This window comes from Streptacidiphilus monticola, from assembly GCF_042658505.1.
Taxonomy (GTDB): Bacteria; Actinomycetota; Actinomycetes; order Streptomycetales; family Streptomycetaceae; genus Streptacidiphilus; species Streptacidiphilus monticola.
In genome coordinates this window covers 1-24,636 of the sequence record NZ_JBHSQJ010000042.1, presented here as the reverse complement: position 1 = coordinate 24,636, position 24,636 = coordinate 1, and the positions used below count along the sequence as shown (strand labels likewise).

Genomic DNA, 24,636 nt, shown 5'->3' with positions numbered 1-24,636 from the left:
CCCCGGCCCCCCGCCCGCACGCTCCGGTTGCCCGGCCCGACCGGGCGGCTCACCGACGCCACGCCAGTCGCGCAGCGCCGGGCCGCCACGGCGCCAGCCGCGCTGTGCTGGGCCGCCACGCCAGTCGCGCAGCGCCGGGCCGCTGCGACGCCAGCCGCGCAGTGCCGGGCGGCTGCGGCCCTAGGCGCGCGGTGCCGGCCCGGCGTCCGGCGGCAGGTCCGTGCTCTCGCCGGGAGCCCCGAGGGCTCCGGGGCTCCCGGCGGTCGCGGGGTCCGAAGACGCTGCCGTCACGGTGGCTTCCGCTCCCGGGGCCAGCCGCGCGCCGATCCAGCCGTCGAAGCGCCGGCCCCTGTGGACCAGCTTGGAGCGGAGCGTGCCCTCGAAGGCGAAGCCCGCCTTCTCCGCCACCCTCCGCGAGGGCCAGTTGCCTTCCACCGCCTGCCACTCCATCCGCACCACGCCCAGCTCCGCGAACGCCCAGCGGCAGATCTCGCCGACCGCCTCCGCGGTGTATCCGTGGCCGCGTTGGGCGGGGACCGCCCAGTACCCGATCTCGGCCACCCCGTCGTCGCGGAAGTTGCGGGCGTGCACGCTCACGCACGCCACCAGTTCGTCCGTCGGCTTCAGCGCGACCCCGAAGACGAACTCCTTCTCGTCCCGCCACGCGCCCGGCGCGTAGTCCTGGACGAAGCTCCGGGCGTGCTCCCGCGTGTAGGGGACCGGGATCGTCGTGTTGTGCTGGGTGGCCGGGTCGCTGCCCGCCGCCAGGACGGCCTCGATGTCGGCATCCCGCAGCGGGCGCAGCAGCAGGCGATCGGTCGTCAGGTGCACGGGGTCCATGCCCCGGGAGACTAACGGGCGGCTGCTTCCGCCCGGAAAGGCATTTGTGCACCGACCGTCCGCACGCAATCCGTTGTCCGTTTTGTATGGGTGTCAGAGTGATGTCGGTTCGCTCAACGGAAAATCTCACGGTCTGACATCGCTCGCAGTGCTGACGGACCTCCCGGCTTGCTCCCTTCCTCGCATACGATGACCGATGCGGTGATGCTCCCGTGCTCTCACCGTTACTGAATCGCCGATGGCCAGCCCAGGCAAGGAGCCAGCCCACGTGTCCGTCTTCGACAAGGTCCTGCGCGCAGGTGAGGGAAAGATCCTTCGCAAGCTGCAGCGGATCGCTGCCCAGGTCAACTCCATCGAAGAGGACTTCGTCAACCTCACCGATGCCGAGCTCCGGGCGCTGACGGACGAGTTCCGCGAGCGCCTCGCCGACGGGGAGACCCTGGACGACATCCTGCCGGAGGCCTTCGCCGCGGTCCGCGAGGCGGCGAAGCGCACCCTCGGCCAGCGCCACTACGACGTGCAGCTCATGGGCGGCGCCGCGCTGCACATGGGGTACGTCGCGGAGATGCGCACCGGTGAGGGCAAGACCCTGGTCGGCACGCTGCCGGCCTACCTCAACGCGCTCTCGGGCAAGGGCGTGCACCTGATCACCACCAACGACTACCTCGCCGAGCGCGACTCGGAGTGGATGGGCCGGGTGCACCGCTTCCTCGGCCTGGAGGTCGGCTGCATCCTGGCCAACATGAGCCCGGCCGAGCGCCGCGCCCAGTACGCCTGCGACATCACCTACGGCACCAACAACGAGTTCGGCTTCGACTACCTGCGCGACAACATGGCGTGGTCGAAGGACGAACTGGTGCAGCGCGGACACAACTTCGCGATCGTCGACGAGGTCGACTCGATCCTCATCGACGAGGCCCGCACCCCGCTGATCATCTCCGGGCCAGCCGACTCGGCCACCAAGTGGTACGGCGACTTCGCCAAGATGGTCACCCGCCTCAAGCTCGACCGCGACTACGAGGTGGACGAGAAGAAGCGCACGGTCGGCATCCTGGAGGAGGGCGTCACCCGGGTCGAGGACTACCTGGGCATCGACAACCTCTATGACGTCGCCAACACCCCGCTGGTCGGCTTCCTGAACAACGCCATCAAGGCCAAGGAGCTGTACAAGCGCGACAAGGACTACGTCGTCATCGACGGCGAGGTGCTGATCGTCGACGAGCACACCGGCCGTGTGCTCGCCGGCCGCCGCTACAACGAGGGCATGCACCAGGCGATCGAGGCCAAGGAAGGCGTCGAGATCCAGAACGAGAACCAGACGCTGGCCACGATCACCCTGCAGAACTTCTTCCGCCTCTACGAGAAGCTGTCCGGCATGACCGGTACCGCGCAGACCGAGGCGGCCGAGTTCCACCAGATCTACAAGCTCGGCGTGGTTCCGATCCCGACCAACAAGCCGCCGCGCCGCCTGGACCTGCCGGACCTGATCTACAAGTCCGAGCCGGCCAAGTTCGCCGCCGTGGTCGAGGACATCGTGGGCCGCCACGAGAAGGGCCAGCCGGTCCTGGTCGGCACCACCTCGGTGGAGAAGTCCGAGTACCTGTCCCAGGAGCTGCGCAAGCGCGGGGTGCAGCACGAGGTGCTGAACGCCAAGTACCACGAGCGCGAGGCGCAGATCGTCGCCCAGGCCGGCCGCAAGGGCGCGGTCACGGTGGCCACCAACATGGCCGGCCGCGGTACCGACATCAAGCTCGGCGGCAACGAGGAGCACCTGGCCGCGGCCGAGTTGGCGCAGCGCGGGCTCTCCCCGGTGGACACGCCGGAGGAGTACGAGGCTGCCTGGCCCGCCGCGCTGGAGAAGGCCAAGGAGGCCGTGAAGGCCGAGCAGGAGGAGGTCCAGGAGCTGGGCGGCCTCTACGTGCTGGGCACCGAGCGGCACGAGTCGCGTCGCATCGACAACCAGCTGCGCGGCCGCTCCGGCCGTCAGGGCGACCCGGGCGAGTCCCGCTTCTACCTGTCGCTGGGCGACGACCTGATGCGCCTGTTCAAGGCCGGCATGGTCGAGCGCGTGCTGTCCATGGCCAACGTGCCCGAGGACGTGCCGATCGAGTCGAAGATGGTCACCCGGGCCATCGCCTCGGCGCAGACCCAGGTCGAGCAGCAGAACTTCGAGATCCGCAAGAACGTCCTCAAGTACGACGAGGTGCTGAACCGTCAGCGCGAGGTCGTCTACGGCGAGCGCCGCCGCGTGCTCGAGGGGGAGGACCTGCGCGAGCAGATCGGCCACTTCATCGACGACACCGTCGACGCGTACATCCGGGACGCGACGTCCGAGGGCTTCTCGGAGGAGTGGGACTGGGAGAAGCTCTGGCAGGCGCTCGGCCAGCTGTACCCGATCTCGCTGCAGATCGAGGACTTCGAGGACGAGGAGGGCGACCGCTCCCGGGTCAGCGCCGACGAGCTGGCCGACGCGGTGAAGGCGGACGTGCACTCCCGCTACGCGGAGCGCGAGGAGCAGCTGGGCGAGCAGGTCATGCGCGAGCTGGAGCGCCGCGTGGTCCTCTCGGTGCTGGACCGCCGCTGGCGGGAGCACCTCTACGAGATGGACTACCTGCAGGAGGGCATCGGCATGCGGGCCCTGGCGCAGCGCGACCCGCTGGTCGAGTACCAGCGCGAGGGCTTCGACATGTTCCAGGCCATGATGGACGGGATCAAGGAGGAGTCGATCTCCTACCTGTTCAACCTGGAGGTCCAGGTCGAGCAGCAGATCGAGGAGGTCCCGCTGCCCGAGGAGGGTGCGGTGGAGCTGGAGAAGGTCGGCTCCCCGGAGATCCACGCCAAGGGCCTGGAGGCGCCGCAGCGCCCGGACCGGCTGCACTTCTCCGCCCCGTCGGTGGACGGTGACAACAGCGTGGTCGAGGGCGACTTCCTGACCGACGCGGACGCCGTCGAGGACGAGGTGCCCGGGATGACCCGGGCGGAGCGCCGGAAGGCGGCCAAGGGCCGCCGCCGCAAGAAGTAGTGACAGGCCGTCAGGCCCCGGTTCCCGCAGGGGTACCGGGGCCTGAGTGCTGTCAGAAGGGGGTGCGCAGGGCGGTGAAGATCCAGCTTTCCGGCAGGGAGCGGCGGGGTTTCCGCAGTTCGAGGCGGAACGCGAGCGGATGGACCCGTTCCCCTTCGTGGACCATGGCCGATACTTCGAGTACGCGCGGACAGGGCGTGTAGTCGAAGACATTGCCGAGAGCCGGTTGCTGCAGCCATCTGCGGCGAATCAGCTGGTTCAGGTCGGCCCGGATGTCGTCGGTGGTGAGGCGGGCGATCTGGTGCAGGGCCCGCTTGCCGTGCAGGAACTCCACCAACTGCTGTGCGTAGGCGCGGGCGATCCTGTTGTCCCGGGTGCAGCTCGGAAAGGGCTGCGCTTGGCGCCGCGCACTGAGGCTGTGCAGGCGACCGACACGGACGGACCTCGGCGGTGTGTGCATTGCAGTACCTCCTCCGGAGATGTTGTGATCCTTGTTAGCGGTCGGCAAGAATCTGGACAAGGGGTGAAAAACGCCTGTGGAGAACATTCCGGATTTCATCCGAACGAGTGGCGCAAGGCGCTGATCTGCGGCGATTCGGTCGATAACGGAAACATAACGGTGAAAATTCACGGTCGGGTGACACTCGAAGGAGCGGATCCCGTCGCCCGCGCGGCCCCTTATCCTGATGCCGGAACCGCCGACTCTCTTTCCGGAGTGCCCCGATGCGCGTGTATGTGCCCACCACCCTGACCGCTCTCGCGCAGTCGCACGCGGAGGGCGTGCTGGGGCCGGCGCCGCTGCGGGCCTACGCCGTGACGCCGGCGCTGCGCGAGTGGTATCTCAGCGACGACATCGAGGAGTTGGAGTACGCCGCCCTGGTCCGCGCCGCGCAGGCCAGCCTGCGGCTGCTGGCGGAGGACGCGAAGGCCCCACGGCGCCGGGTGGTGGTCGCGGTGGACGTCCCGGACGGCGAGGTGCGCCTGCAGAACCACGCCGAGCACGAGGACGCCGCCCTGCTCGGGGCGGTGGAGCTGGTAGCCGCCCCGCGGCTGGCCAAGGCGGCCTCCGTGCACGCCGACGCCGACGACCCCGAGGTGGTGGCCGACCTCGCCGCCGCGGCGGAGGCGGTCGCGGCGGCGGACGCGGGGGATGAGGACGCCCGGTTCACCGTGGACGGGGCTGAGGACCACGAACTGCTGTGGTTCGCGACCCAGGAGGTTCCCGGCCTGCTTCCGTGACTGTCACCGCCTCCGCGTAGGGTCGCGGCATGCGCGCACATCTCGTCTGGGACTGGAACGGAACCCTCTTCGACGACACCCACGCCGTCGTCGGCGCCAGCAACGCCGCCTTCGCGGAGTACGGGCTGGCCCCGCTGACCGTGGCGGAGTACCGGGCGCTGTACCGGATACCGGTGATCGACTTCTACGAGGACCGGCTCGGCCGCCGGCCCTCACCGGAGGAGTGGCAGCGCATGGACGCCGTCTTCCACGAGCACTACGAGGAGCGCCGCGACCAGTGCCTGCTCGCGCCCGGCGCGGCCGAACTGCTCGCCGCGTGGGGCGCCACCGAGGGGCGGACGCAGTCCCTGCTGTCGATGTACGAGCACACCCAACTGGTGCCGCTGGTCGGCAGGTTGGGGCTCGCCTCGCACTTCCTGCGGATCGACGGCCGGGACGGCACCTCCGGGATCAGCGGCAAGGGGGCATATCTGGAGCGGCACTTGCGCCGACTCGCGCAGCAGGTGGACCCGGCGCGCACGGTGCTGATCGGGGACGTGCCGGACGACGCGCACGCCGCAGCGCAGGCGGGCATCAAGGCCGTGCTGCACACGGGCGGATCGGCGGACGGGGCCGAACTCCGGCGGGTGGGCGTCCCGGTGGCCGACTCCCTGGCCGAGGCCGTCTCCTTGGCCCAGGATCTCGTCGCCGACTGAGCATCCAGCCGAGTGCCGCCCTGCGGCGCCGGTCCGGCCTCCGGTCCGGCCTCCGGTCGGCACCCCGGTCCGCGCTCCGCCCTGCGGCCCGGTCCCACCTCCGGTCCGCAACTCGGCCCGAGCACCTGCCCGCGCTCCCGGCGACCACCGAAAGCCCCTGTACGGCGAGGTGTCACCCGTTCCGGGGGCGCACACGGGGCGCACGGCGGCCCGAGCACCTGCCCGCGCTCCCGGTGGGCCGCCGTGCGCCCCGTGTGCGCCCCCGGAACGGGTGACACCTCGCCGTACAGGGGCTTTCGGTGGTCGCCGGGGCGCAAGTCGTACAGGCCGGAGCAAAGATCATCAGAACTGCACCGTTCCGGCCGTAGCCCCTTTTCCTACCCGCGTTAGGCTCGCTTCGAAACACCGGGGTTGTCCCGAGCACTTCCGACAATGCGGGAGGATAGGGACAGTGACCCGGCGGATCATGTACGACCAGCTCAGCCACCCACCGAGTCACGCAACGGCGCGCGACAGGAGCCAGATAGCCATGCAGACCACGCTGGACACGGCGAAAGCCGAACTGCTCAGCAAGGCAGCTCAGGGAGAGGCGCTGGGCAACGGCGCTCTCGCTTCGTACCTGAAGCACTACTACCTCCACACCGCCCCCGAGGACCTCGTCGACCGCGATCCGGTGGACGTCTACGGCGCGGCGGCCTCGCACCACCGGCTCGCGGCGAAGCGCCCGCAGGGCACGGCCGAAGTGCGGGTCTACACGCCCACCGTGGAGGAGAACGGCTGGTCCTGCGGCCACACCGTGGTCGAGATCGTCACCGACGACATGCCCTTCCTGGTCGACTCGGTCACCAACGAGCTGACCCGCCAGGACCGCGGCATCCACGTCGTGATCCACCCCCAGCTCCTGGTCCGCCGCGACATCACCGGCAAGCTGATCGAGGTGCTGGACGCCGACCCCACCTCTGCCGAGCGCCCCGAGGACGCCCTGGTCGAGTCGTGGATGCACATCGAGATCGACCGCGAGACCGACCGCGCCGACCTGCGGGCCATCGAGGCCGACCTGCGCCGGGTCCTCGGCGACGTCCGCGAGGTCGTCGAGGACTGGGGCAAGATGCGCGACGCCTCGCTGCGCATCGCCGACGAGCTGCTGTCCACCCCGCCCGCCGGGCTCGGCGAGCAGGAGGTGGCCGAGGCCTGGGAGCTGCTGCGCTGGCTCGCCGAGGACCACTTCACCTTCCTCGGCTACCGCGAGTACGACCTGGTGCAGACCCCCGAGGGCGAGGACGCGCTGCACGCCGTCGCCGGCACCGGGCTCGGCATCCTGCGTTCGGACCCCGTGGGCGCCGAGTCCGCCGCCTTCGGCCGGCTGACCGCGCCGGCCCGCGCCAAGGCCCGCGAGCAGAAGCTGCTGGTCCTCACCAAGGCCAACTCCCGTGCCACCGTGCACCGTCCGTCCTATCTGGACTACATCGGCGTCAAGAAGTTCGACGCCGCGGGCAACGTCGTCGGCGAGCGCCGCTTCCTCGGCCTCTTCTCCGCCGCGGCCTACACCGAGTCCGTCTCCCGCGTGCCGGTCGTCCGCCGCAAGGTCCAGGAGGTGCTGCACGCCTCGGGGTTCTCCGCCGAGAGCCACGACGGGCGCGACCTGCTGCAGATCCTGGAGACCTACCCGCGCGACGAGCTGTTCCAGACCCCGGTCGACGAACTCCTGTCCATCGCGCACTCCGTGCTCTACCTGCAGGAGCGCCGCAAGCTGCGGCTGTTCCTGCGCCAGGACGAGTACGGCCGCTACTTCTCGGCGCTGGTCTACCTGCCCCGCGACCGCTACACCACGCGCGTCCGGCTGCGCCTGATGGACCTGCTGATGCAGGAACTCGGCGGCTCCACCATCGACTACACCGCGTGGAACACCGAATCGGTGCTCGCCCGGCTGCACTTCGTGGTCCGCGTGCCCACCGGCACCGAACTGCCGCACCTGTCCGACGCGGACGTCGAGCGGCTCGAGACCAAGCTCGCCGAGGCGGCCCGCTCCTGGGCCGACGGCTTCAACGAGGTGCTGGTGCGCGAGTGCGGCGAGGAGCGCGCCGCCGAGGCGAGCCGCCGCTACGCCAACGCCTTCCCCGACGGCTACCGCGCCGACTTCACCCCGGCCACCGGCGTCGCCGACCTGCGCCAGCTCGAATCCCTCCGGGGCGCAGGGGACTTCAAGCTCAACCTGTACCAGCCGGTGGACGCCGAGGCCGACGAGCGCCGCTTCAAGATCTACTGGGAGGGCGGCTCCGTCTCCCTCACCGAGGTGCTCCCGGTCCTGCAGCGCCTGGGCGTCGAGGTGCTGGACGAGCACCCCTACGAACTGCGCCGGGCCGGCGCCTCGGTCGCCTGGATCTACGACTTCGGCCTGCGGCTGCGCCCCGAGGTCGCTGACGCGGTGACCGAGGAGTCCCGCGAGCGCTTCCAGGAGGCCTTCGCGGCCGTCTGGACCGGCAAGGCCGAGAACGACGGCTTCAACTCCCTGGTGCTGCGCGCCGGTCTGACGTGGCGTCAGGCCATGGTGCTGCGCGCCTACGCCAAGTACCTGCGCCAGGCGGGCGTCGCCTTCTCGCAGGACTACATGGAGGACGCGCTCCTCGGCAACGTCCACGCCACCCGGCTGCTGGTCAACCTGTTCGAGGCCCGGATGTCCCCCGCGCACCAGCACAGCGCGGCCGAGCTCACCGAGGGCATCCTGGAGGAGCTGGACGGCGCCCTGGACCAGGTCGTCTCGCTGGACGAGGACCGCATCCTGCGCTCCTTCCTCTCGCTGATCAAGGCGACCCTGCGCACCAACTTCTTCCAGCGCGACGAGAACGGCGAGCCGCATCCCTACGTGTCGATGAAGTTCGACCCGCAGGCGATCCCGGACCTGCCCGCGCCGCGGCCGAAGTTCGAGATCTGGGTCTACTCGCCGCAGGTCGAGGGCGTGCACCTGCGCTTCGGCAAGGTCGCCCGCGGTGGTCTGCGCTGGTCCGACCGCCGTGAGGACTTCCGCACCGAGATCCTCGGCCTGGTCAAGGCGCAGATGGTGAAGAACACCGTCATCGTGCCGGTCGGCTCCAAGGGCGGCTTCGTCGCCAAGCAGCTGCCCGACCCGTCGGTCGACCGCCAGGCGTGGATGGACGAGGGCATCTCCTCGTACAAGACCTTCATCTCCGGTCTGCTCGACATCACCGACAACCTGGTGGCCGGCGAGGTCGTCGCGCCCAAGGACGTGGTCCGCCACGACGGCGACGACACCTACCTGGTGGTCGCGGCCGACAAGGGCACCGCCACCTTCTCCGACATCGCCAACGGCGTGGCCGCCGACTACGGCTTCTGGCTGGGCGACGCCTTCGCCTCCGGAGGCTCGGCCGGCTACGACCACAAGGGCATGGGCATCACCGCCCGCGGCGCCTGGGAGTCCGTCAAGCGGCACTTCCGCGAGCTGGGCCACGACACCCAGACGCAGGACTTCACCGTCGTCGGCATCGGCGACATGTCCGGCGACGTCTTCGGCAACGGCATGCTGCTGTCCGAGCACATCCGGCTGGTGGCCGCCTTCGACCACCGCCACATCTTCGTGGACCCGGAGCCCGACGCGGCCCTCTCCTTCGCCGAGCGCAAGCGGCTGTTCGACCTGCCGCGCAGCTCCTGGGAGGACTACAACGCCGAACTGATCTCCAAGGGCGGCGGCGTCTTCCCGCGCAGCGCCAAGTCGATCAACGTCACCCCGCAGATGCGCCACGCCCTGGGCATCGACGAGGGCGTCTCCCGGATGACCCCGGCCGAGCTGATGAAGGCGATCCTGCTCGCCCCGGTCGACCTGCTGTGGAACGGCGGCATCGGCACCTACGTCAAGTCCTCGGCCGAGTCCAACGCCGAGGTCGGCGACAAGGCCAACGACGCGATCCGGGTCAACGGCGGCGAGCTGCGCGCCAAGGTCCTGGGCGAGGGCGGCAACCTGGGCGCGACCCAGCTCGGCCGGATCGAGTTCGCGACGAACGGCGGCCAGGTCAACACCGACGCCATCGACAACTCGGCCGGTGTGGACACCTCGGACCACGAGGTCAACATCAAGATCCTGCTCGGCCAGGTCGTCAACGACGGCGACATGACGGTGAAGCAGCGCAACGCGCTGCTGGCCGAGATGACCGACGACGTGGCCCACCACGTGCTGCGCAACAACTACGCGCAGAACGTGGCGCTCGCCAACGCCTCCGCCCAGGCGCCCTCGATGCTCAACGTCCACGCGCGGCTGATGCGCCGCCTGGCGGCCGACGGCCACCTGGACCGGGCGCTGGAGTTCCTGCCGTCCGGCGCGCAGATCCGCGAACGCGCCGCCGCGGGACGCGGGTTGACGCAGCCCGAGCTGGCCGTGCTGATGGCCTACGTCAAGATCACTCTGGCCGACGAGGTGCTCGCCTCCGACCTGCCGGACGACCCCTACCTCGCGGGCAAGCTGCACCGGTACTTCCCGCCGCAGCTGCGCGAGCGCTTCGCCCAGCAGATCGACGCGCACGCGCTGCGCCGCGAGATCATCAGCACCGTCCTGGTCAACGAGACCATCAACATGGGCGGTTGCACCTTCGCCTTCCGGCTGAAGGAGGAGACCGGCGCCACCTACGAGGAGGTGCTGCGCTCGCACGCGGCGGCGCGCGCCATCTTCGACCTCAAGGGCATGTGGAAGTCGGTCGAGGCGCTGGACAACAAGGTCCCCGCAGCCGTCCAGACCAAGATGCGGCTGCACAGCCGGCGCCTGGTGGAGCGGTCCACCCGCTGGCTGCTCAACAACCGGCGCCAGCCGCTGGACATCGCCGAGACCGTCGAGGTCTTCCGGGACCGGGTCAACCAGGTGTGGGCCAAGCTGCCGGAGCTGCTGCGCGGTTCGGACCTGGAGTGGTTCGAGTCGGTCCGCGGCGAGTTCCTGTCGGCGGGCGTGCCGGAGGAGCTGGCCACGCACATGGCCGGCCTCTCCTCGGCCTTCCCGACCCTCGACGTCGTCGAGGTCGCCGACCGCACCGGCAGCGACGTGATGGAGGTGGCCGGGCTCTACTACGACCTGGCCGACCGCCTCGGCATCGCCAACCTGCTGGACCGGATCATCGAGCTGCCCCGCGGCGACCGCTGGCAGTCGATGGCCCGCGCGGCCATCCGCGAGGACCTGTTCGCGGCCCACGCCACGCTCACGCAGGACCTGCTCGGGCACGGCGGCCCCGGCGCCACCCCGGAGCAGCGCTTCGCCGCCTGGGCGGACGCCAACGCCACGCTGGTCAACCGGGCGCGCACCACGCTCGAGGACATAAGGGGTTCGGAGTCCTACGACCTGGCCAACCTGAGCGTGGCCATGCGGGTGATCCGCACGCTGCTCCGTACGGGGTCGATGCGCTGACCCGAAGGTGACCGGGTGCCTTCAACTCCTGGAGGAAAGACCGCCCCTCGGGGCGGTCTTTCCTCTTTCCTTGCGACAGGTGAGCAAGTTATCTTCCTGGTCTCAGTCAGAGACAACGAAGTTGACGACTTGTCGACTTTGCACGCGCGCGCACTCGTTCCACCCTCCAGGAGGCACGCAATGCAGAGAACGATCGGCTCAGGGCGCTCCGTGCTCGCGGTAGGCGCAGCCGCCGCGGCACTGGCCCTGGTGGCGGGCTGTTCCAACAGCTCCTCGGGCGGCGGGAGCAAAGGCAACGCCTCCGCCTCGCCGCTGACCGGCGACTGCGCCCAGTTCCAGGCCTACGCCGGCCACTCCGGCACGACCGTCACCATGTTCGCCTCGATCCTCAGCCCCGAGTCGGACTCCCTGGAGAAGTCCTGGGCCGACTTCAGCAAGTGCACCGGCATCAAGATCTCCTACGAGGGCTCCAACGACTTCGAGTCGCAGCTCCCGGTCCGCGTCAACGGCGGCAACGCCCCCGACCTGGCGATCATCCCGCAGCCCGGCCTGCTGGCGCAGATGGTGAAGACCGGAAAGGTCGTCAAGCCGCCGCAGCAGACGGTCGACAACGAGAACAAGTGGGCTCCCATCTGGAAGTCCTACGGCACCGTCAACGGCACCTTCTACGCCGCTCCGATGAGCGCCAACATGAAGTCCCTGGTCTGGTACTCGCCCAAGCAGTTCAAGGCCAACGGCTGGACGGTCCCGACCACCTGGGCCGACCTGATGAAGCTGAGCGACACCATCGCCAAGGCCGGCAAGAACAAGCCCTGGTGCGGCGGCATCGGCTCGGGCACGGCGACCGGCTGGCCGGCCACCGACTGGCTGGAGGAGGTCGTCCTCGGCAAGTACGGCGGCGACGTCTACGACAAGTGGATCAGCCACCAGATCAAGTTCAGCGACCCGCAGATCATCGACGCGATGAACGTGGTGCAGAACTGGATGCACAACCCGGCCTACGTCAACGGCGGCATCGGCGACGTCAAGTCGATCGCCTCCACCACCTTCCAGGACGCGGGCGCGCCGATCCTCAAGGGCAACTGCTCGATGCTGCAGCAGGCGTCCTTCTACGAGGCGCAGTGGCCCAAGGGCACCAAGATCGGACCGGACGGCGACATCTGGGCCTTCAAGCTGCCCTCGGTGGACCCGTCGGTGACCACCCCGGTCGAGGGCGGCGGCGAGTTCGTGGCCGCCTTCAGCGACCGGCCCGAGGTGCAGGCGGTGCAGAACTACCTGTCCACCTCCGCCTGGGCCACCTCTCGGATCAAGGTCGCGCCCGGCTGGGTCTCGGCCAACCAGGGCGTGGACCCGTCCACCTACACCGACCCGGTCGACCAGCTGTCCGCCAAGTACCTGACCGACCCGAGCGCCACCTTCCGCTTCGACGCCTCGGACCTGATGCCGGCCGCCGTCGGCGCCGGCGCCGAGTGGAAGGAGTTCACGGCCTGGTTCGCCCAGAACCAGTCGGTGCAGAAGACGGCCGCCAACATCGACGCCGCATGGCCGCAGTGAGCACCAGCTGAGCCGAAGCCACACGGGGCGCGGGCCCTCCGCCCGCGCCCCTCGGCTCCCTGACGGTGTGTCACGACTAGACCGAAGCGAGAACGACCATGTGGGCCGACGCCACCATCAAGTTCGTCAACGCCGGCGGGGCGATCCTCGGCTTCCTCGGCGTGCTGCTGCTCATCTTCTTCTTCGCCGGGCGCGCCTCCGGCCGGATCTCCCGGCCCCTGGCCGTCCTGGTGCTGCTCGGCCCGGCCGTCCTGCTGCTGCTGGTGGGCCTGGTCATCCCCGCGCTGCGGACGATCTACCTGAGCTTCTTCAACGACGACAGCACCCGCTCGGTCGGGGGGAAGAACTACGGCTGGGCCTTCACCACCGACTCGATCCACCAGGTGCTGCTGAACACCCTGCTGTGGATCGTGGTGGCCCCGATCGCCGCGACCGGGCTCGGGCTGCTGCTGGCGCTGCTGGTGGACCGGCTCAAGCGGCAGGCGCTGTACAAGTCGCTGATCTTCATGCCGATGGCGATCTCCTTCGTCGGCGCCAGCATCATCTGGAAGTTCGTCTACACCTGGCGGGACTCCTCGCAGCCGCAGATCGGCCTGCTCAGCCAGGTCTGCATCTGGCTCGGCTGGCACAACCCGCCGAACTGGATCCTGTCCCACCCGCTCAACAACTTCCTGCTGATGGTGATCATGGTCTGGGTGCAGACCGGCTTCGCCATGGTGGTGCTCTCCGCCGCCATCAAGGCGATCCCGGACGAGATCACCGAGGCCGCGGTGCTGGACGGGGCCCGCGGCTGGCGGCTCTTCGCCCACGTCACCATTCCGATGATCCGGAACACCCTGGTCGTCGTGCTCACCACCGTGATGATCACGACGCTGAAGCTCTTCGACATCATCCGCACCATGACCGGCGGCAACTTCGGCACCCAGGTGCTGGCCAACGAGATGTACTCGCAGGCCTTCGTGCAGTTCAACGTGGGGCGCGGCAGCGCGCTCGCGGTGATCCTGTTCGTCGCGGTGCTGCCGCTGGTCGGCTACAACATCATGCAGCTGCGCAGGGAGAGGGCCGTCCGATGACCGCCGCCGACATCGAGCCCGAGGCCCCCGGAGCCCGCGACCCGCAGGGGGACTCCCCGGCCGTCGTGGCCTCCCGCCAGGCCGGCGCGAAGGGCGTCCGCCGCGCGCTGAGCAGTCCGCTCTCCTCGCTCATCGTCATCGTGGTGACGGTGCTGTGGACGATCCCGACCTTCGGCCTGCTGGCCACCTCGCTCCGGCCCGAGCAGGACGTCGCGCAGACCGGCTGGTGGGAGATCTTCGTCCACCCGTCGATCACCTTCTCCAACTACCACGACGTGCTGTTCAACGGCGGGTTCGGCGTCAGCAACGGACTGATGCCGTACCTGGTGAACTCGCTGGCCATCACCATCCCGGCGACGATCTTCCCGCTGGCGATCGCGTCCATGGCCGCGTACTGCCTGGCCTGGGTGCGGTTCCGGGGCAGCGACACGATCTTCTTCGTGATCTTCGCGCTGCAGGTGGTGCCGCTGCAGATGTCGCTCGTGCCCCTGCTCAAGCTGTACTCGGGCGGGGTCCACATCGGCAGCGTGCAGGTCCTGCCCGGCCTGGGCGTGGGCAACAGCTATGCGGCGGTGTGGCTTTCGCACACGATGTTCGCGCTGCCGCTGGCGACGTTCCTGCTGCACAACTTCATCGCCCAGCTGCCCAACGACCTCATCGAGGCGGCGCGGGTGGACGGTGCGAACCACTTCCGGGTGTTCCGGAGCGTGGTGCTGCCGCTGGCGACGCCCGCGCTGGCCTCGTTCGCCATCTTCCAGTTCCTGTGGGTCTGGAACGACCTGCTGGTCGGCCTCACCTTCGCGGGCGGCACGCCCGAGGTGGCGCCCCTGACGGTGCGTCTGGCGCAGCTGTCGGGATCCTTCGGGGACCACTGGGAGATCCTGACCGCCGGCGCCTTCGTCTCGGTGGTGATCCCGCTGATCGTCTTCTTCTCCCTCCAGCGGTACTTCGTCCGCGGCCTCCTCGCCGGCTCCGTCAAGGGCTGAGGCCCCGTCAGGGGGCTCTTTTGGGGGCGAGAGGATCCCCCACCCTCCGGGCGGGAGGTGCCCCCACCGCGACCAGCCCACCACCCGGGGAGGTCCGACCCGTTCAATGGGAACGGACCTCCCCGGGGGGTGGGCTGGTCGCGCCCACGCGGCGGAGCCGCCCATGGTGGCGGCCTCGCGCCCCTGAAGGTGCCCTCGCCGTTGTCAGAACAAGGCGGGGAGCGGGCTCACCGCCGAGGTGTCCGTGGCGCGTTGGAGCGCCGACGCCAGCAGCGCGAGGTCCGTCGGGCCGTTGCCCAGCTCCCGCAGGGGGCGGGACGTCGGCGGGTCGCCCGCCGTCGTCCAGTCGAGGGGCGTGACCGTCGGCCGCTGCGTCGCCGTGCGGGGGATCCGTCCTGTGATCCGCGCCGCCTGAAAGGCCGTCACCCCGCCGTCCGGGTGGCGCACCCAGGCCCGGCCCGGAAGCTCCTCCGCGGACCAGGGGGCGGCGTCCTCCGCCTGCAGCACCAGCGCCGTGGCCCGGGCGTCCTCCGAACGCAGGGCCACCCGGACACCCGCCGCCTCGTCCAGCGCCGTGCCCGACAGCGTCTCCGGGCGCGAGGTCGTCAGCACCAGCCGCACGCCGAGCCGGGGGCCGCGTTCGGCCACCGCCTCCAGCGCGGCGAGCAGGGCGGGCGAGCGCACCGCGTCGCAGTCGTCCACCGCCACCACCAGGTGCGGCAGCTGACTCTGGGCCACGGCCAGCACCGCGGCGCGCTGCGGGTAGTCGTCGGCGGGCAGGCGCGGCGGGGTGAGCCGGGTGCTGATCGCGCGCTCCGCGTGCCACGCGGAGAAGGAGCGCTCACCGAGCAGCTCCGCGCGGCGGTCCAGCTCCGCCTCCAGCGCGGCTGCCGCCGCGGCCTCCTCCTCCGCGGTCACCAAGCCGATCACGTGCGGCAGTTCGGTCGCCGGGGCCAGGCCCCGGGCCGGGTCCTGGGGTGGTCGGCCCTCGATCAGCAGCAGGCCGAGCCGATCCGGACGGTGGGCCACGGCCAGCGACGCGAGCAGCGCCCGCAGCAGCTCGGTGCGGCCAGAGCCGGGGCCGCCGCCGATCAGCAGGTGGCCGCCGAGGTCCAGGCCGCACGGACCGTCGCGGTCCACGCCCACCAAAGCCTGCGGACCTGCGCCGGAGGGCACGGTCTGTTCGGCCCAGCGCTCCGCGACCTGAGCCGGTGTCACCTGACCCAGACTCAGCACGTCCAGCAGCCGGGCGGATTCGGGCAGTGCGCCGCGGCCCGCACGGCGCTGGCCGTCCGGCTCCCGCAGCGGCGCCAGGGCGCGCGCCAGCCGGCCGGCCCAGCCGGCCGAGACCGCGTCCAGGGCGACGCCCTCGACCAGCTCGTGCTCGGGCGCGGCCCGGTGGTGCCCGGACGCGGCGGGGGAGCCGAACCCGGCCGGTCGCTCGACGGTGAGCAGCGTGCCGACGTCCCCGGTGACCGCGGCGGTCGCGCCGAGGCCGTGCGGCAGCAGGTCGGCATGCTCGGCGAGGGCGAGGACGTGCACCCCGCGCGCCGGGCCGTGGGCGACGAGGGCGGCCAGCACCTCGCGGGCGGGCGCGCTGCCGGGGTCGCCGTCCACGACGACCACGGTCGGGGCGGCGGCCGTCACCCGGAAGGGCGAGTCGGGCAGGAGTTCGTCGAGCCGGGCCAGCGCCTGGTCCGCGTCGAAGCCGGTGAGCAGTCGGCAGGGCTGGCCGTGGCCGGGGCGGACGTGGGGCAGCCAGGGCAGCCAGGACCAGTCCTCGACCCGGGCGTCCGCGGAGCGGCCGCCGTCCGCGGCGACCAGCACCAGCTCCAGCGCGCCCGGCGCGTGCAGCACCGCGAGCTGCGCCACCAGCGCCCGGGCCAGGCCCAGCAGGCGGGGCCGCGGCCCGGCCAGGCCGAGGCTGCCCGCCTCGCGCAGCGACAGCGTCAACGGGCGTCCGCCACGCGTGCCCAGACGGACCGTCAGGGCGTCGGGGTGCTCCGGGCTGCGTTCCCACAGCCGGGGCCCCGGGCCGAGGGCCGTCAGCAGCAGTTCGGCGGGGTCGGGCCAGCGGCCCGAGTCCGCCGGGCCGGACCGGTGCGCGGTGGAGGCGGCGGGCACGGCGGAGCGGCGGCGCCCGAGCAGGCCCCGGGCGCGGGCGGTCAGCGGGGCGCGGGACTCACCTGCGGCCGCGGCCGGGGTGACCGCCCCCGTGCCGGAGGCGGTGCGGCCGAGCGGCACGGCCACCGCCGGACGGACCGTCAGCTGCAGCTGGCCCTGGCCGTCGGGCACCGTCTCCGGGACCGCCGCGGGTCCGCCCGGGACCAGACGGAGGGCCGACTCGCCCAGCGTCAGCAGCGCTCCCGGCGGCAGCGGGCGCGCCTCCGGGCCGACCAGGGCGCCGTCGAGCGCGGTCCCGTTGGTGGAACCGGTGTCCGCGACGGTGACCGAGCCGTCCGCGCCGACCTGGAGGACCAGGTGGAACCGGGACACGTCCGGGTCGTCCACCGGCACGTCGGCCTCGGCGGAGCGGCCGACCAGCACCCGGCCCGGATGCAGCAGGTGGATGCCGCCGGCGTCCGGACCGCCCACCACGTGCAGTGCGGTGACGTCAGGGGCCGGCGGCGCGTAGCCGACGTCCGGCTCGTCCAGGCGCAGGACCGCGCCATCGACCAGGGGCGGGTGCCCGAGCAGGGCCCGTTCGTCGAGCCGCTGCTCTCCGGCGTAGAGGTGGACATGGGTCGCGGACCGGCCGCCACGCGCTCCGGGGCGTGCGCCCACCGCGCCAGCGAGCGCGGCCGCCACCGCGCCGAGCGTCGTACCGACGGGGGCGCTGACCTGCACGTCCGCACTGGGGACCGGGGCGTGCGGGGACGAGGCGGGACCGCTCTCGCGCGGCCCGAGCACGGTCAGCCGGATCTGCATCATCCCTGCCCCTTCCGCCCCCGGACGTGTGGTGGACGTGCCGGTGTCGCCACAGTGCCGAAGGCATCTTCCCATCCGGGACGGACAGCTCGTGCCACGGTCGCAGCGGATGATCTTGGGAACCTACCAGCCCGCCTCGCCGAACCGTCGGCCCGGCCCGAACGTCGTTAGAGTGGCCCGAAAACCTGAGCACATCAGAGGAGCGCGCGGAGTGCGTCCGGTCGGAAGCAAGTACCTCCTGGAGGAGCCGCTGGGACGCGGTGCCACCGGGACGGTGTGGCGTGCGCGGATGCGCGACGACGCCGCCTCGCTCGTCGCCATCAAGGTGCTCCGGGAGGAGCTGGCCACCGATCCCGACGTGGTGATGCGCTTCCTGCGCGAGCGGTCGGTGCTGCTGCGGCTGGTCCACCCGAACGTGGTGCGGGTGCGCGACCTGGTCGTGGAGGGCGAGGTGCTGGCCCTGGTGATGGACCTGGTCGACGGCCCGGACCTGTTCCGCCACCTGCGCGACCACGGCCCGCTGGGTCCGGTGGCCGCGTCCCTGCTCATGGCCCAGGTCGCCGACGCGCTCGCGGCCAGCCACGCGGACGGCGTGGTGCACCGGGACCTGAAGCCCGCCAACGTGCTCCTCGCCACCGAGCAGACCGCGGACGGCCCGCTGCTGCGCCCGCTGCTCACGGACTTCGGCATCGCCCGGCTCGCGGACTCGCCGGGGATCACCCGCACGCACGAGTTCGTCGGGACGCCCACGTACGTCGCCCCGGAGACGGCGGAGGGCCGGGAGCAGACGTCGGCCGTGGACGTGTACGGCGCGGGCGTCATGCTCTACGAACTGGTGACCGGCCGCCCCCCGTTCCGCGGCGACGGTCCGCTGCAGACGCTGCAGGCGCATCTGCAGCAGGAGCCGGAGCGGCCGCGGAACCTGCCCGAGCCGCTGTGGACGGTGATCGAGCGGACGCTGCGCAAGGCTCCGGAGGAGCGCCCCGGTGCCGCTTCGCTGGCCACGGCCCTGCGGACGGTGGCGGCGGGCGTCGGCGTGCACGCCACGGTGGCCCAGATCGAGGCCGCGAACGCCGTCGCCTACCTGCTGACACCCCCTCAGTTCGCCCCCACGGCAGGGTCGTCGCCCTTCCCCGGCAACTCCGATCCGACGCTGGCCGGCCAGTCCTCCGTGGCCCGGACCCCGCTCGGCGCGGGCGGCGTCTTCGGCACACCGGCCGACCCCACCCAGGTGCTGCCCGGCTCCGCCGGGGGCCCGGGTGCCTTCGGCACCGCTGCCGCGGCCTCGTCCCAGAACGGCGCGGGCGCCTTCGGCGGCCCGGCCGATTCCGTGTCCGGTTCGGGTCCGGTCCAGCAGGGCGCGGGCGGCGTCTTCGGCACACCGGCCGACCCCACCCAGGTGCTGCCCGGCTCCGCCGGGGCAGCCGCCGGCCCGGGTGCCTTCGGCACCGCTGCCGCGGCCTCGTCCCAGAACGGCGCGGGCGCCTTCGGCGGCCCGGCCGATTCCGTGTCCGGTTCGGGTCCGGTCCAGCAGGGCGCGGGCGGCGTCTTCGGCACACCGGCCGACCCCACCCAGGTGCTGCCCGGCTCCGCCGGGGCAGCCGCCGGCCCGGGTGCCTTCGGCACCGCTGCCGCGGCCTCGTCCCAGAACGGCGCGGGCGCCTTCGGCGGCCCGGCCGATTCCGTGTCCGGTTCGGGTCCGGTCCAGCAGGGCGCGGGCGGCGTCTTCGGCACACCGGCCGACCCCACCCAGGTGCTGCCCGGCTCCGCCGGGGCAGCCGCCGGCCCGGGTGCCTTCGGCACCGCTGCCGCGGCCTCGTCCCAGAACGGCGCGGGCGCCTTCGGCGGCCCGGCCGATTCCGTGTCCGGTTCGGGTCCGGCCCAGCACGGCGCGGGCGCCTTCGGCGCGCCGGCCGATCCCACCCAGGTGCTGCCCGGCTCCGGCGGGGTGGGGCCGGGAGGTGGGGGGTTCAACAGCGCGGCCGACGCCACGCAGGTGCTGCCGGGTTCGGGGCGGGGCCACGGCGTTGCGGGGGGCGGAAGCGCACTGCCCGAGCAGGGGGCCGATGGACGGGACCTGTGGCGGCAGCCCGGTGGCGGTACCGGGGCTGAGGGCACCCGCGTGATGCCGACCGCTGCCGGCCCTGACGGACAGTCGGGCCAGCACCACCCGTGGGAGTCCCAGCTGCGGGCCGCCCGTACCCGCAACGAGCAGACGCAGGTCGCCTGGCTCCCCCCGGAGCCGGAGCCCGACGTCGCGCCCCCGCCGTACCAGGCCCCCGCGCCTGCGCCCACCGCCCGTCCCAACGGGCGGGCCGTCTCGGCCGCGCAGGCGCGGCGTGAGGCGCAGGTTGCCCCCGCGCCCTACCGTCCTGCTCCGCCGCAGCCCGAGCGTCGCGACCCGCTCGCGGACCCGGCACCCGCCGTCCGGCCCGCCCCGGCACAGCCCGAGCGCAGGCGCGACCGTGAGCCGGACCGGGACCGGGGATACGACCGCGACCGCGAGCCGGAGTACCGGGAGCGCGCACCCCGGCGGCCCCGCCGCCGCATGCGGATCCCGGGTGGCGGTTGCCTCAAGTTCCTGCTGGTCCTCGTCGTCGCCGGCTTCCTGGTCTGGCAGTTCAGCCCGCTGCACGGGTGGATCGACCACGGCGTGCGCACCGTCGAGGGCTGGTGGCACGCGGTGGTGCACGAGTACCACCGGATCACCGGCACCGTGAACCAGGTGAACAAGACGGTCAAGAACGTCAAGAGCATCAACGGCGGCTGAGCCGCCGTCAGTTCCGCCCGTACCCCGCAGGATTGACGATTTGTCGACACCTGCGGGGCGTCTGGCCACCCACGTTCCCCCAAACGGCTCCGTTCCGCGTACTTTGGTCCCGGCTACATCCACCCCATCGCGCACGGAGCAGCTTTGGCACGCAAGATCGGCAGCCGGTACACCGCGCACACCGTGATCGGACGCGGCTCGGCCGGCACCGTCTGGCTGGGGGAGGGGCCGGAGGGGCCCGTCGCCATCAAGATCCTGCGCGAGGACCTCGCCTCGGACCAGGTCCTCGTCGGCCGGTTCGTGCAGGAGCGCACCGCCCTCACCAGCCTCGACCACCCGCGCGTGGTGGGGGTGCACGACCTCGTCGTCGACGGGGACGACCTCGCCCTGGTGATGGAACTGGTCCACGGCAGCGACCTGCGGTCCAAGCTGGACCGCGAGGGCGCGCTCCCGCCGCAGGTGGCCGTGTCCGTCGCCGCCGACGTCGCCGAGGGCCTGGCCGCCGCGCACGCCGAAGGCGTGGTCCACCGGGACGTCAAGCCCGAGAACATCCTGCTCGACCAGGCCTCCAGCCCCGGCCCGGGCGGCGCGCCCCGGGCCAAGCTGTCCGACTTCGGCATCGCCCGGCTGGTGGACGCCCCCCGGCGGACCCGGGCGACAAGGATCATCGGCACGCCCGACTACCTCGCCCCCGAGGTCATTGAGGGGCTGGAGCCGCGGGCCGCCGTCGACATCTACGCGCTGGCCACGGTCCTCTACGAACTCCTCGCCGGCTTCACGCCGTTCGGCGGCGGCCACACGGGGGCGGTGCTGCGCCGGCACGTCACCGAGACCGTCCCGCCACTGCCCGGGCTCCCCGACGCGCTGTGGAAGGTACTGGCCCAGTGCCTGGCCAAGGCCCCGGCCTCGCGCTTGCGCGCTGCTGAACTGGCCGGCGCACTGCGGGAGTTGCTGCCCTCGCTGGCCGGCCTGCCGCCGCTGTCCGTGGCCCATCCGGACGCGCCGCCGGTCAGCCCGACGCCCGGCTACGACGGTTCGGACGTCACGGACGACGACCTCGACGAGCCGCCGCTGCCCCGGGCCCGGCACCGCCGCGGCCCCGCCGTGCCGCTGGTGCCGACCAGCGCGCCGGACGACACCCGGGCCACGCACACCAGTCTGCGCCGGCCCAGCCCCGAGGAACTCGCCTCCTACGCCTCCGCCTCCCGCGCCGAGCGCGCCGCCGCCGCGGTCCGGCCGGGCCTGCGTCGCAGCGGCGCGGGACGCGCCACGGTCCGCCGCAGGCGGCTGATCGCGGCCGGCTTCGCGGTCCTGCTGATCGGCGGCGTCATCCGCGGCTACGCCGCCACGTCCGGCGGCGATACCACGACCCACCGCCCCAACCCGGGTGACGCCGCGTCACCCACCGCCTCGCACTCCCGCGCCGCCTCGCTGCCCAAGGCGCCGGTCGCCGGTCAGGTGGACGCCACGGGCCCGGCGGCCGCGACCCGCCTGCCCGCCTGGAGCGGCTGGGCCACGGCCCCGGCCCCGGCCGCGCCGCTGCTGACCGGCGTCCGTGCCGCCCGCCTGGGCGGCACGGTCCTCGTCTTCGGCACGGACGCCTCCGGCAGCATCCGCTACCTGACCCGCGCAGCCTCCGGGGCCTACGGGAGCTGGGTGAAGCTGACGGGGATACACGTCTCCGGCGAGCCCGCGCCCGTCCCGCTGCCCGGCGGCGGCCTGCGCCTGTTCGCCCGCGGCACGGACGGGCTGGTCTACTGGCGCGACCTGGTCGGCCGCGACTGGACGCCGTGGAGCCAGCTGGACGCCCGGACCAAGGTCGACTCGCCCCCGGCCGCGGCGGCGACCGGCGACCGGATCGACCTGGTCGCCCGGATCGACGGCCAGCTCGCGACCACGGCCTACGTCGGCGGCGCGTGGACGGCCTGGGCCGTCGTCCCGCTGCCGGGGAAGGTGACCGGCACCCCGACGCTCGCTCCGGAGGCGGGCGGCGACGCGGCGGACGCGTTCGTCACGGACGCTTCGGGGGAGGTGCTGCGCAGTCAGGTCGCCAAGGGCTTCTGGCACCAGGCCGCCCCGGTGACCGGCCTGAACGGGTCCTCGTCCCGCGCGGACGCGGTCTCCGTCTCCGGGACCTGGTACGTCTTCACCGCGGACGCGGCGTACGCCGCGGGCCACGGCACGTCCTGGACCCCGGGCACGCTCCCGGCCACGGCGGCCGGCCCCCTCGCCCCCGCGGCCGTCCGCGACCAGGGCGGCCACCTCCTCCTCTTCCGGGTGACCCCCTCCGGCGACCTGACGTCCACTCAGGCCGTCACCACCGCTCCCTGAGCCAGGGACCCCGCCTTTCGGGCGGCAGGCGCCCTGACCGCGAGCGGCACACCACCCAGGGAATTCCGACCCGGTCTGCGCGCCGGACCTGCCCCAGCGGTGGGCCGCCGGTCGCGGTCGGGGCACCTCCCGCCGCGGGGGTGCCCCGGCCGAAGGCTGCGGCAGGGCGGGGGATCCCCGCGCCCCTGCGGGGGGCGTTGCAACTTCGGCGGAGCCGATACGCTTGGGGCGTGGCTGCTATTGATCCTTCCGAAGAACTGAAGTCCCTCGAGTCGACCATGGAGTCGATCGAGGCCGTCGTCGACCTGGACAAGCTCCGGGCCGACATCGCCGTCTTCGAGGACCAGGCCGCCGCGCCCGACCTGTGGGACGACGTCGACAACGCCCAGAAGGTCACCAGCCGGCTCAGCTACCTCCAGGGCGAGCTCCGTCGCATCGAGACCCTGCGCAGCCGGATCGAGGACCTCGGCGTCCTCTTCGAGCTGGCCGAGGCCGAGGGCGACGCCGACGCCCGGGCCGAGGCGGAGTCCGAGCTGGAGTCCGTGCGCAAGTCCGTCCAGGAGATGGAGGTGCGCACCCTGCTCTCGGGCGAGTACGACGCCCGCGAGGCGCTGGTGAACATCCGCGCCGAGGCGGGAGGCGTGGACGCCGCCGACTTCGCGGAGCAGCTGATGCGCATGTACCTGCGCTGGGCCGAGCGCCACGGCTACCCGACCGAGGTCTACGACACCTCCTACGCGGAGGAGGCCGGCATCAAGTCCGCGACCTTCGCCGTGAAGGCCCCCTACGCCTACGGCACCCTCTCCGTCGAGCAGGGCACGCACCGCCTGGTGCGCATCTCGCCCTTCGACAACCAGGGCCGCCGGCAGACCTCCTTCGCGGGCGTCGAGGTGCTCCCGGTCGTCGAGTCCAGCGACCACGTGGACATCGACGAGAAGGACCTGCGCATCGACGTCTACCGCTCCTCCGGCCCCGGCGGCCAGGGCGTCAACACGACCGACTCGGCGGTGCGCATCACCCACCTGCCCACCGGCATCGTGGTCTCCTGCCAGAACGAGCGCTCGCAGATCCAGAACAAGGCCTCCGCGATGAACGTGCTCCAGGCGAAGCTGCTGGAGCGGCGCCGCCAGGAGGAGCGCGCGGCGATGGACGCGCTCAAGGACGGCGGCAGCTCGTGGGGCAACCAGATGCGCTCCTACGTGCTGCACCCGTACCAGATGGTCAAGGACCTGCGCACCGAGTACGAGACCGGCAACCCGCAGCAGGTGCTCGACGGCGACCTGGACGGTTTCATCGAGGCCGGCATCCGGTGGCGCAAGGGTCAGGAGAAGTCGGCGTAGGTGTCGGCCGAGATGAACGAGGGCCGCAGTATCGAGGCCGGCATCCGATGGCGTAAAGGCCAGGAAAAGTCCGCCTGAGGGATAAGGCGGTAAATCGGACGAATCGTCACCGAAGGCCCGGGGAACGCAAGTTGACCCCCGGGCCTTCGGCACACCATGCTGTCGCGCGCAGAGCAAGTGAACCTTTGTGCGGAAGGGAAAACTGTGGCGCGCGGACACCGGAAGAAGGCCAGCGGCATACGCATCGCCGGACTGGGCCTGGCACTGGCCGGGGCCGGGATGGCGGTCGCGGGCGCGGCCCAGGCGGCGACCGAGCGGGTGCCCACTTCTCCGGGCGACATCGTGGCGGGCCTGCTGCCGAGCGACTCCGCCTCCTCCCCGATCTCCGGCCAGGTGGAGGAGACGCAGAGCGCGTCCGCCGGCACCTCGGCCCCGGCGGACGCGAGCGGGTCCGCCG

At 72.1% G+C, this 24,636-nt stretch carries 12 protein-coding genes and 2 pseudogenes; 11 read left to right on the top strand and 3 right to left on the bottom strand.

What is annotated here, in order from left to right; translation table 11 throughout:
- Positions 1-180 precede the first annotated feature (180 nt).
- Entirely contained in the window at positions 181-840 is a 660-nt protein-coding gene (locus ACFP3V_RS11205) for a GNAT family N-acetyltransferase (protein ID WP_380582559.1), read from the bottom strand.
- 268 nt (positions 841-1,108) lie between these two features.
- Here ACFP3V_RS11205 and secA point away from each other — a divergent pair, with 268 nt between their 5' ends.
- On the top strand, positions 1,109-3,862 hold the full coding sequence (gene secA, locus ACFP3V_RS11200) for a preprotein translocase subunit SecA (RefSeq protein WP_380582557.1): 2,754 nt from the start codon (positions 1,109-1,111) through the stop codon (positions 3,860-3,862).
- A 52-nt stretch (positions 3,863-3,914) separates the two neighbouring features.
- Here secA and ACFP3V_RS11195 read toward each other — a convergent pair whose 3' ends face one another.
- On the bottom strand, positions 3,915-4,322 hold the full coding sequence (locus ACFP3V_RS11195) for an Rv3235 family protein (RefSeq protein ID WP_380582555.1): 408 nt from the start codon (positions 4,320-4,322) through the stop codon (positions 3,915-3,917).
- Between the two features lie 263 nt (positions 4,323-4,585).
- Here ACFP3V_RS11195 and ACFP3V_RS11190 point away from each other — a divergent pair, with 263 nt between their 5' ends.
- The 6 genes from ACFP3V_RS11190 (at position 4,586) to ACFP3V_RS11165 (ending at position 14,810) form a co-directional block, all read left to right on the top strand.
- Complete coding sequence (locus tag ACFP3V_RS11190; protein ID WP_380582553.1) at positions 4,586-5,101, top strand: DUF6912 family protein; 516 nt, start codon at positions 4,586-4,588, stop codon at positions 5,099-5,101.
- Between the two features lie 29 nt (positions 5,102-5,130).
- Positions 5,131-5,796: an HAD family hydrolase gene (locus ACFP3V_RS11185; protein ID WP_380582551.1), complete on the top strand. Its 666-nt coding sequence runs from the start codon at positions 5,131-5,133 to the stop codon at positions 5,794-5,796.
- A 529-nt stretch (positions 5,797-6,325) separates the two neighbouring features.
- Positions 6,326-11,197, top strand: a complete 4,872-nt coding sequence (locus ACFP3V_RS11180; protein WP_380582549.1) for an NAD-glutamate dehydrogenase — start codon at positions 6,326-6,328, stop codon at positions 11,195-11,197.
- Between the two features lie 180 nt (positions 11,198-11,377).
- Positions 11,378-12,751, top strand: coding sequence for an ABC transporter substrate-binding protein (locus tag ACFP3V_RS11175; RefSeq protein ID WP_380582547.1), 1,374 nt, complete (start codon positions 11,378-11,380; stop codon positions 12,749-12,751).
- Between the two features lie 98 nt (positions 12,752-12,849).
- Positions 12,850-13,824, top strand: coding sequence for a carbohydrate ABC transporter permease (locus tag ACFP3V_RS11170; protein ID WP_380582545.1), 975 nt, complete (start codon positions 12,850-12,852; stop codon positions 13,822-13,824).
- Entirely contained in the window at positions 13,821-14,810 is a 990-nt protein-coding gene (locus ACFP3V_RS11165) for a carbohydrate ABC transporter permease (protein ID WP_380582543.1), read from the top strand. Before ACFP3V_RS11170 ends, ACFP3V_RS11165 begins: the two co-directional genes overlap by 4 nt.
- Before the next feature lie 204 nt (positions 14,811-15,014).
- On the opposite strand, the gene ACFP3V_RS11160 is transcribed toward ACFP3V_RS11165, so the two are convergent.
- Entirely contained in the window at positions 15,015-17,741 is a 2,727-nt protein-coding gene (locus ACFP3V_RS11160; RefSeq protein ID WP_380582541.1) for an FHA domain-containing protein, read from the bottom strand.
- A 208-nt stretch (positions 17,742-17,949) separates the two neighbouring features.
- Between ACFP3V_RS11160 and ACFP3V_RS32095 the strand changes: the two are divergent.
- The 4 genes and pseudogenes from ACFP3V_RS32095 to ACFP3V_RS11140 form a co-directional block, all read left to right on the top strand.
- Positions 17,950-19,026, top strand: a pseudogene (locus tag ACFP3V_RS32095) (serine/threonine-protein kinase); the annotation flags it as partial.
- Positions 19,027-20,652: 1,626 nt separating this feature from the next.
- Positions 20,653-21,912, top strand: a pseudogene (locus tag ACFP3V_RS11150) (serine/threonine-protein kinase); the annotation flags it as partial.
- 1,157 nt (positions 21,913-23,069) lie between these two features.
- A complete protein-coding gene (prfB, locus tag ACFP3V_RS11145; RefSeq protein WP_380582537.1) occupies positions 23,070-24,179 on the top strand; it encodes a peptide chain release factor 2 in 1,110 nt (369 codons plus the stop codon).
- A 204-nt stretch (positions 24,180-24,383) separates the two neighbouring features.
- A partial coding sequence (locus ACFP3V_RS11140; RefSeq protein ID WP_380582535.1) for a hypothetical protein occupies positions 24,384-24,636 on the top strand: 253 nt, incomplete at its 3' end.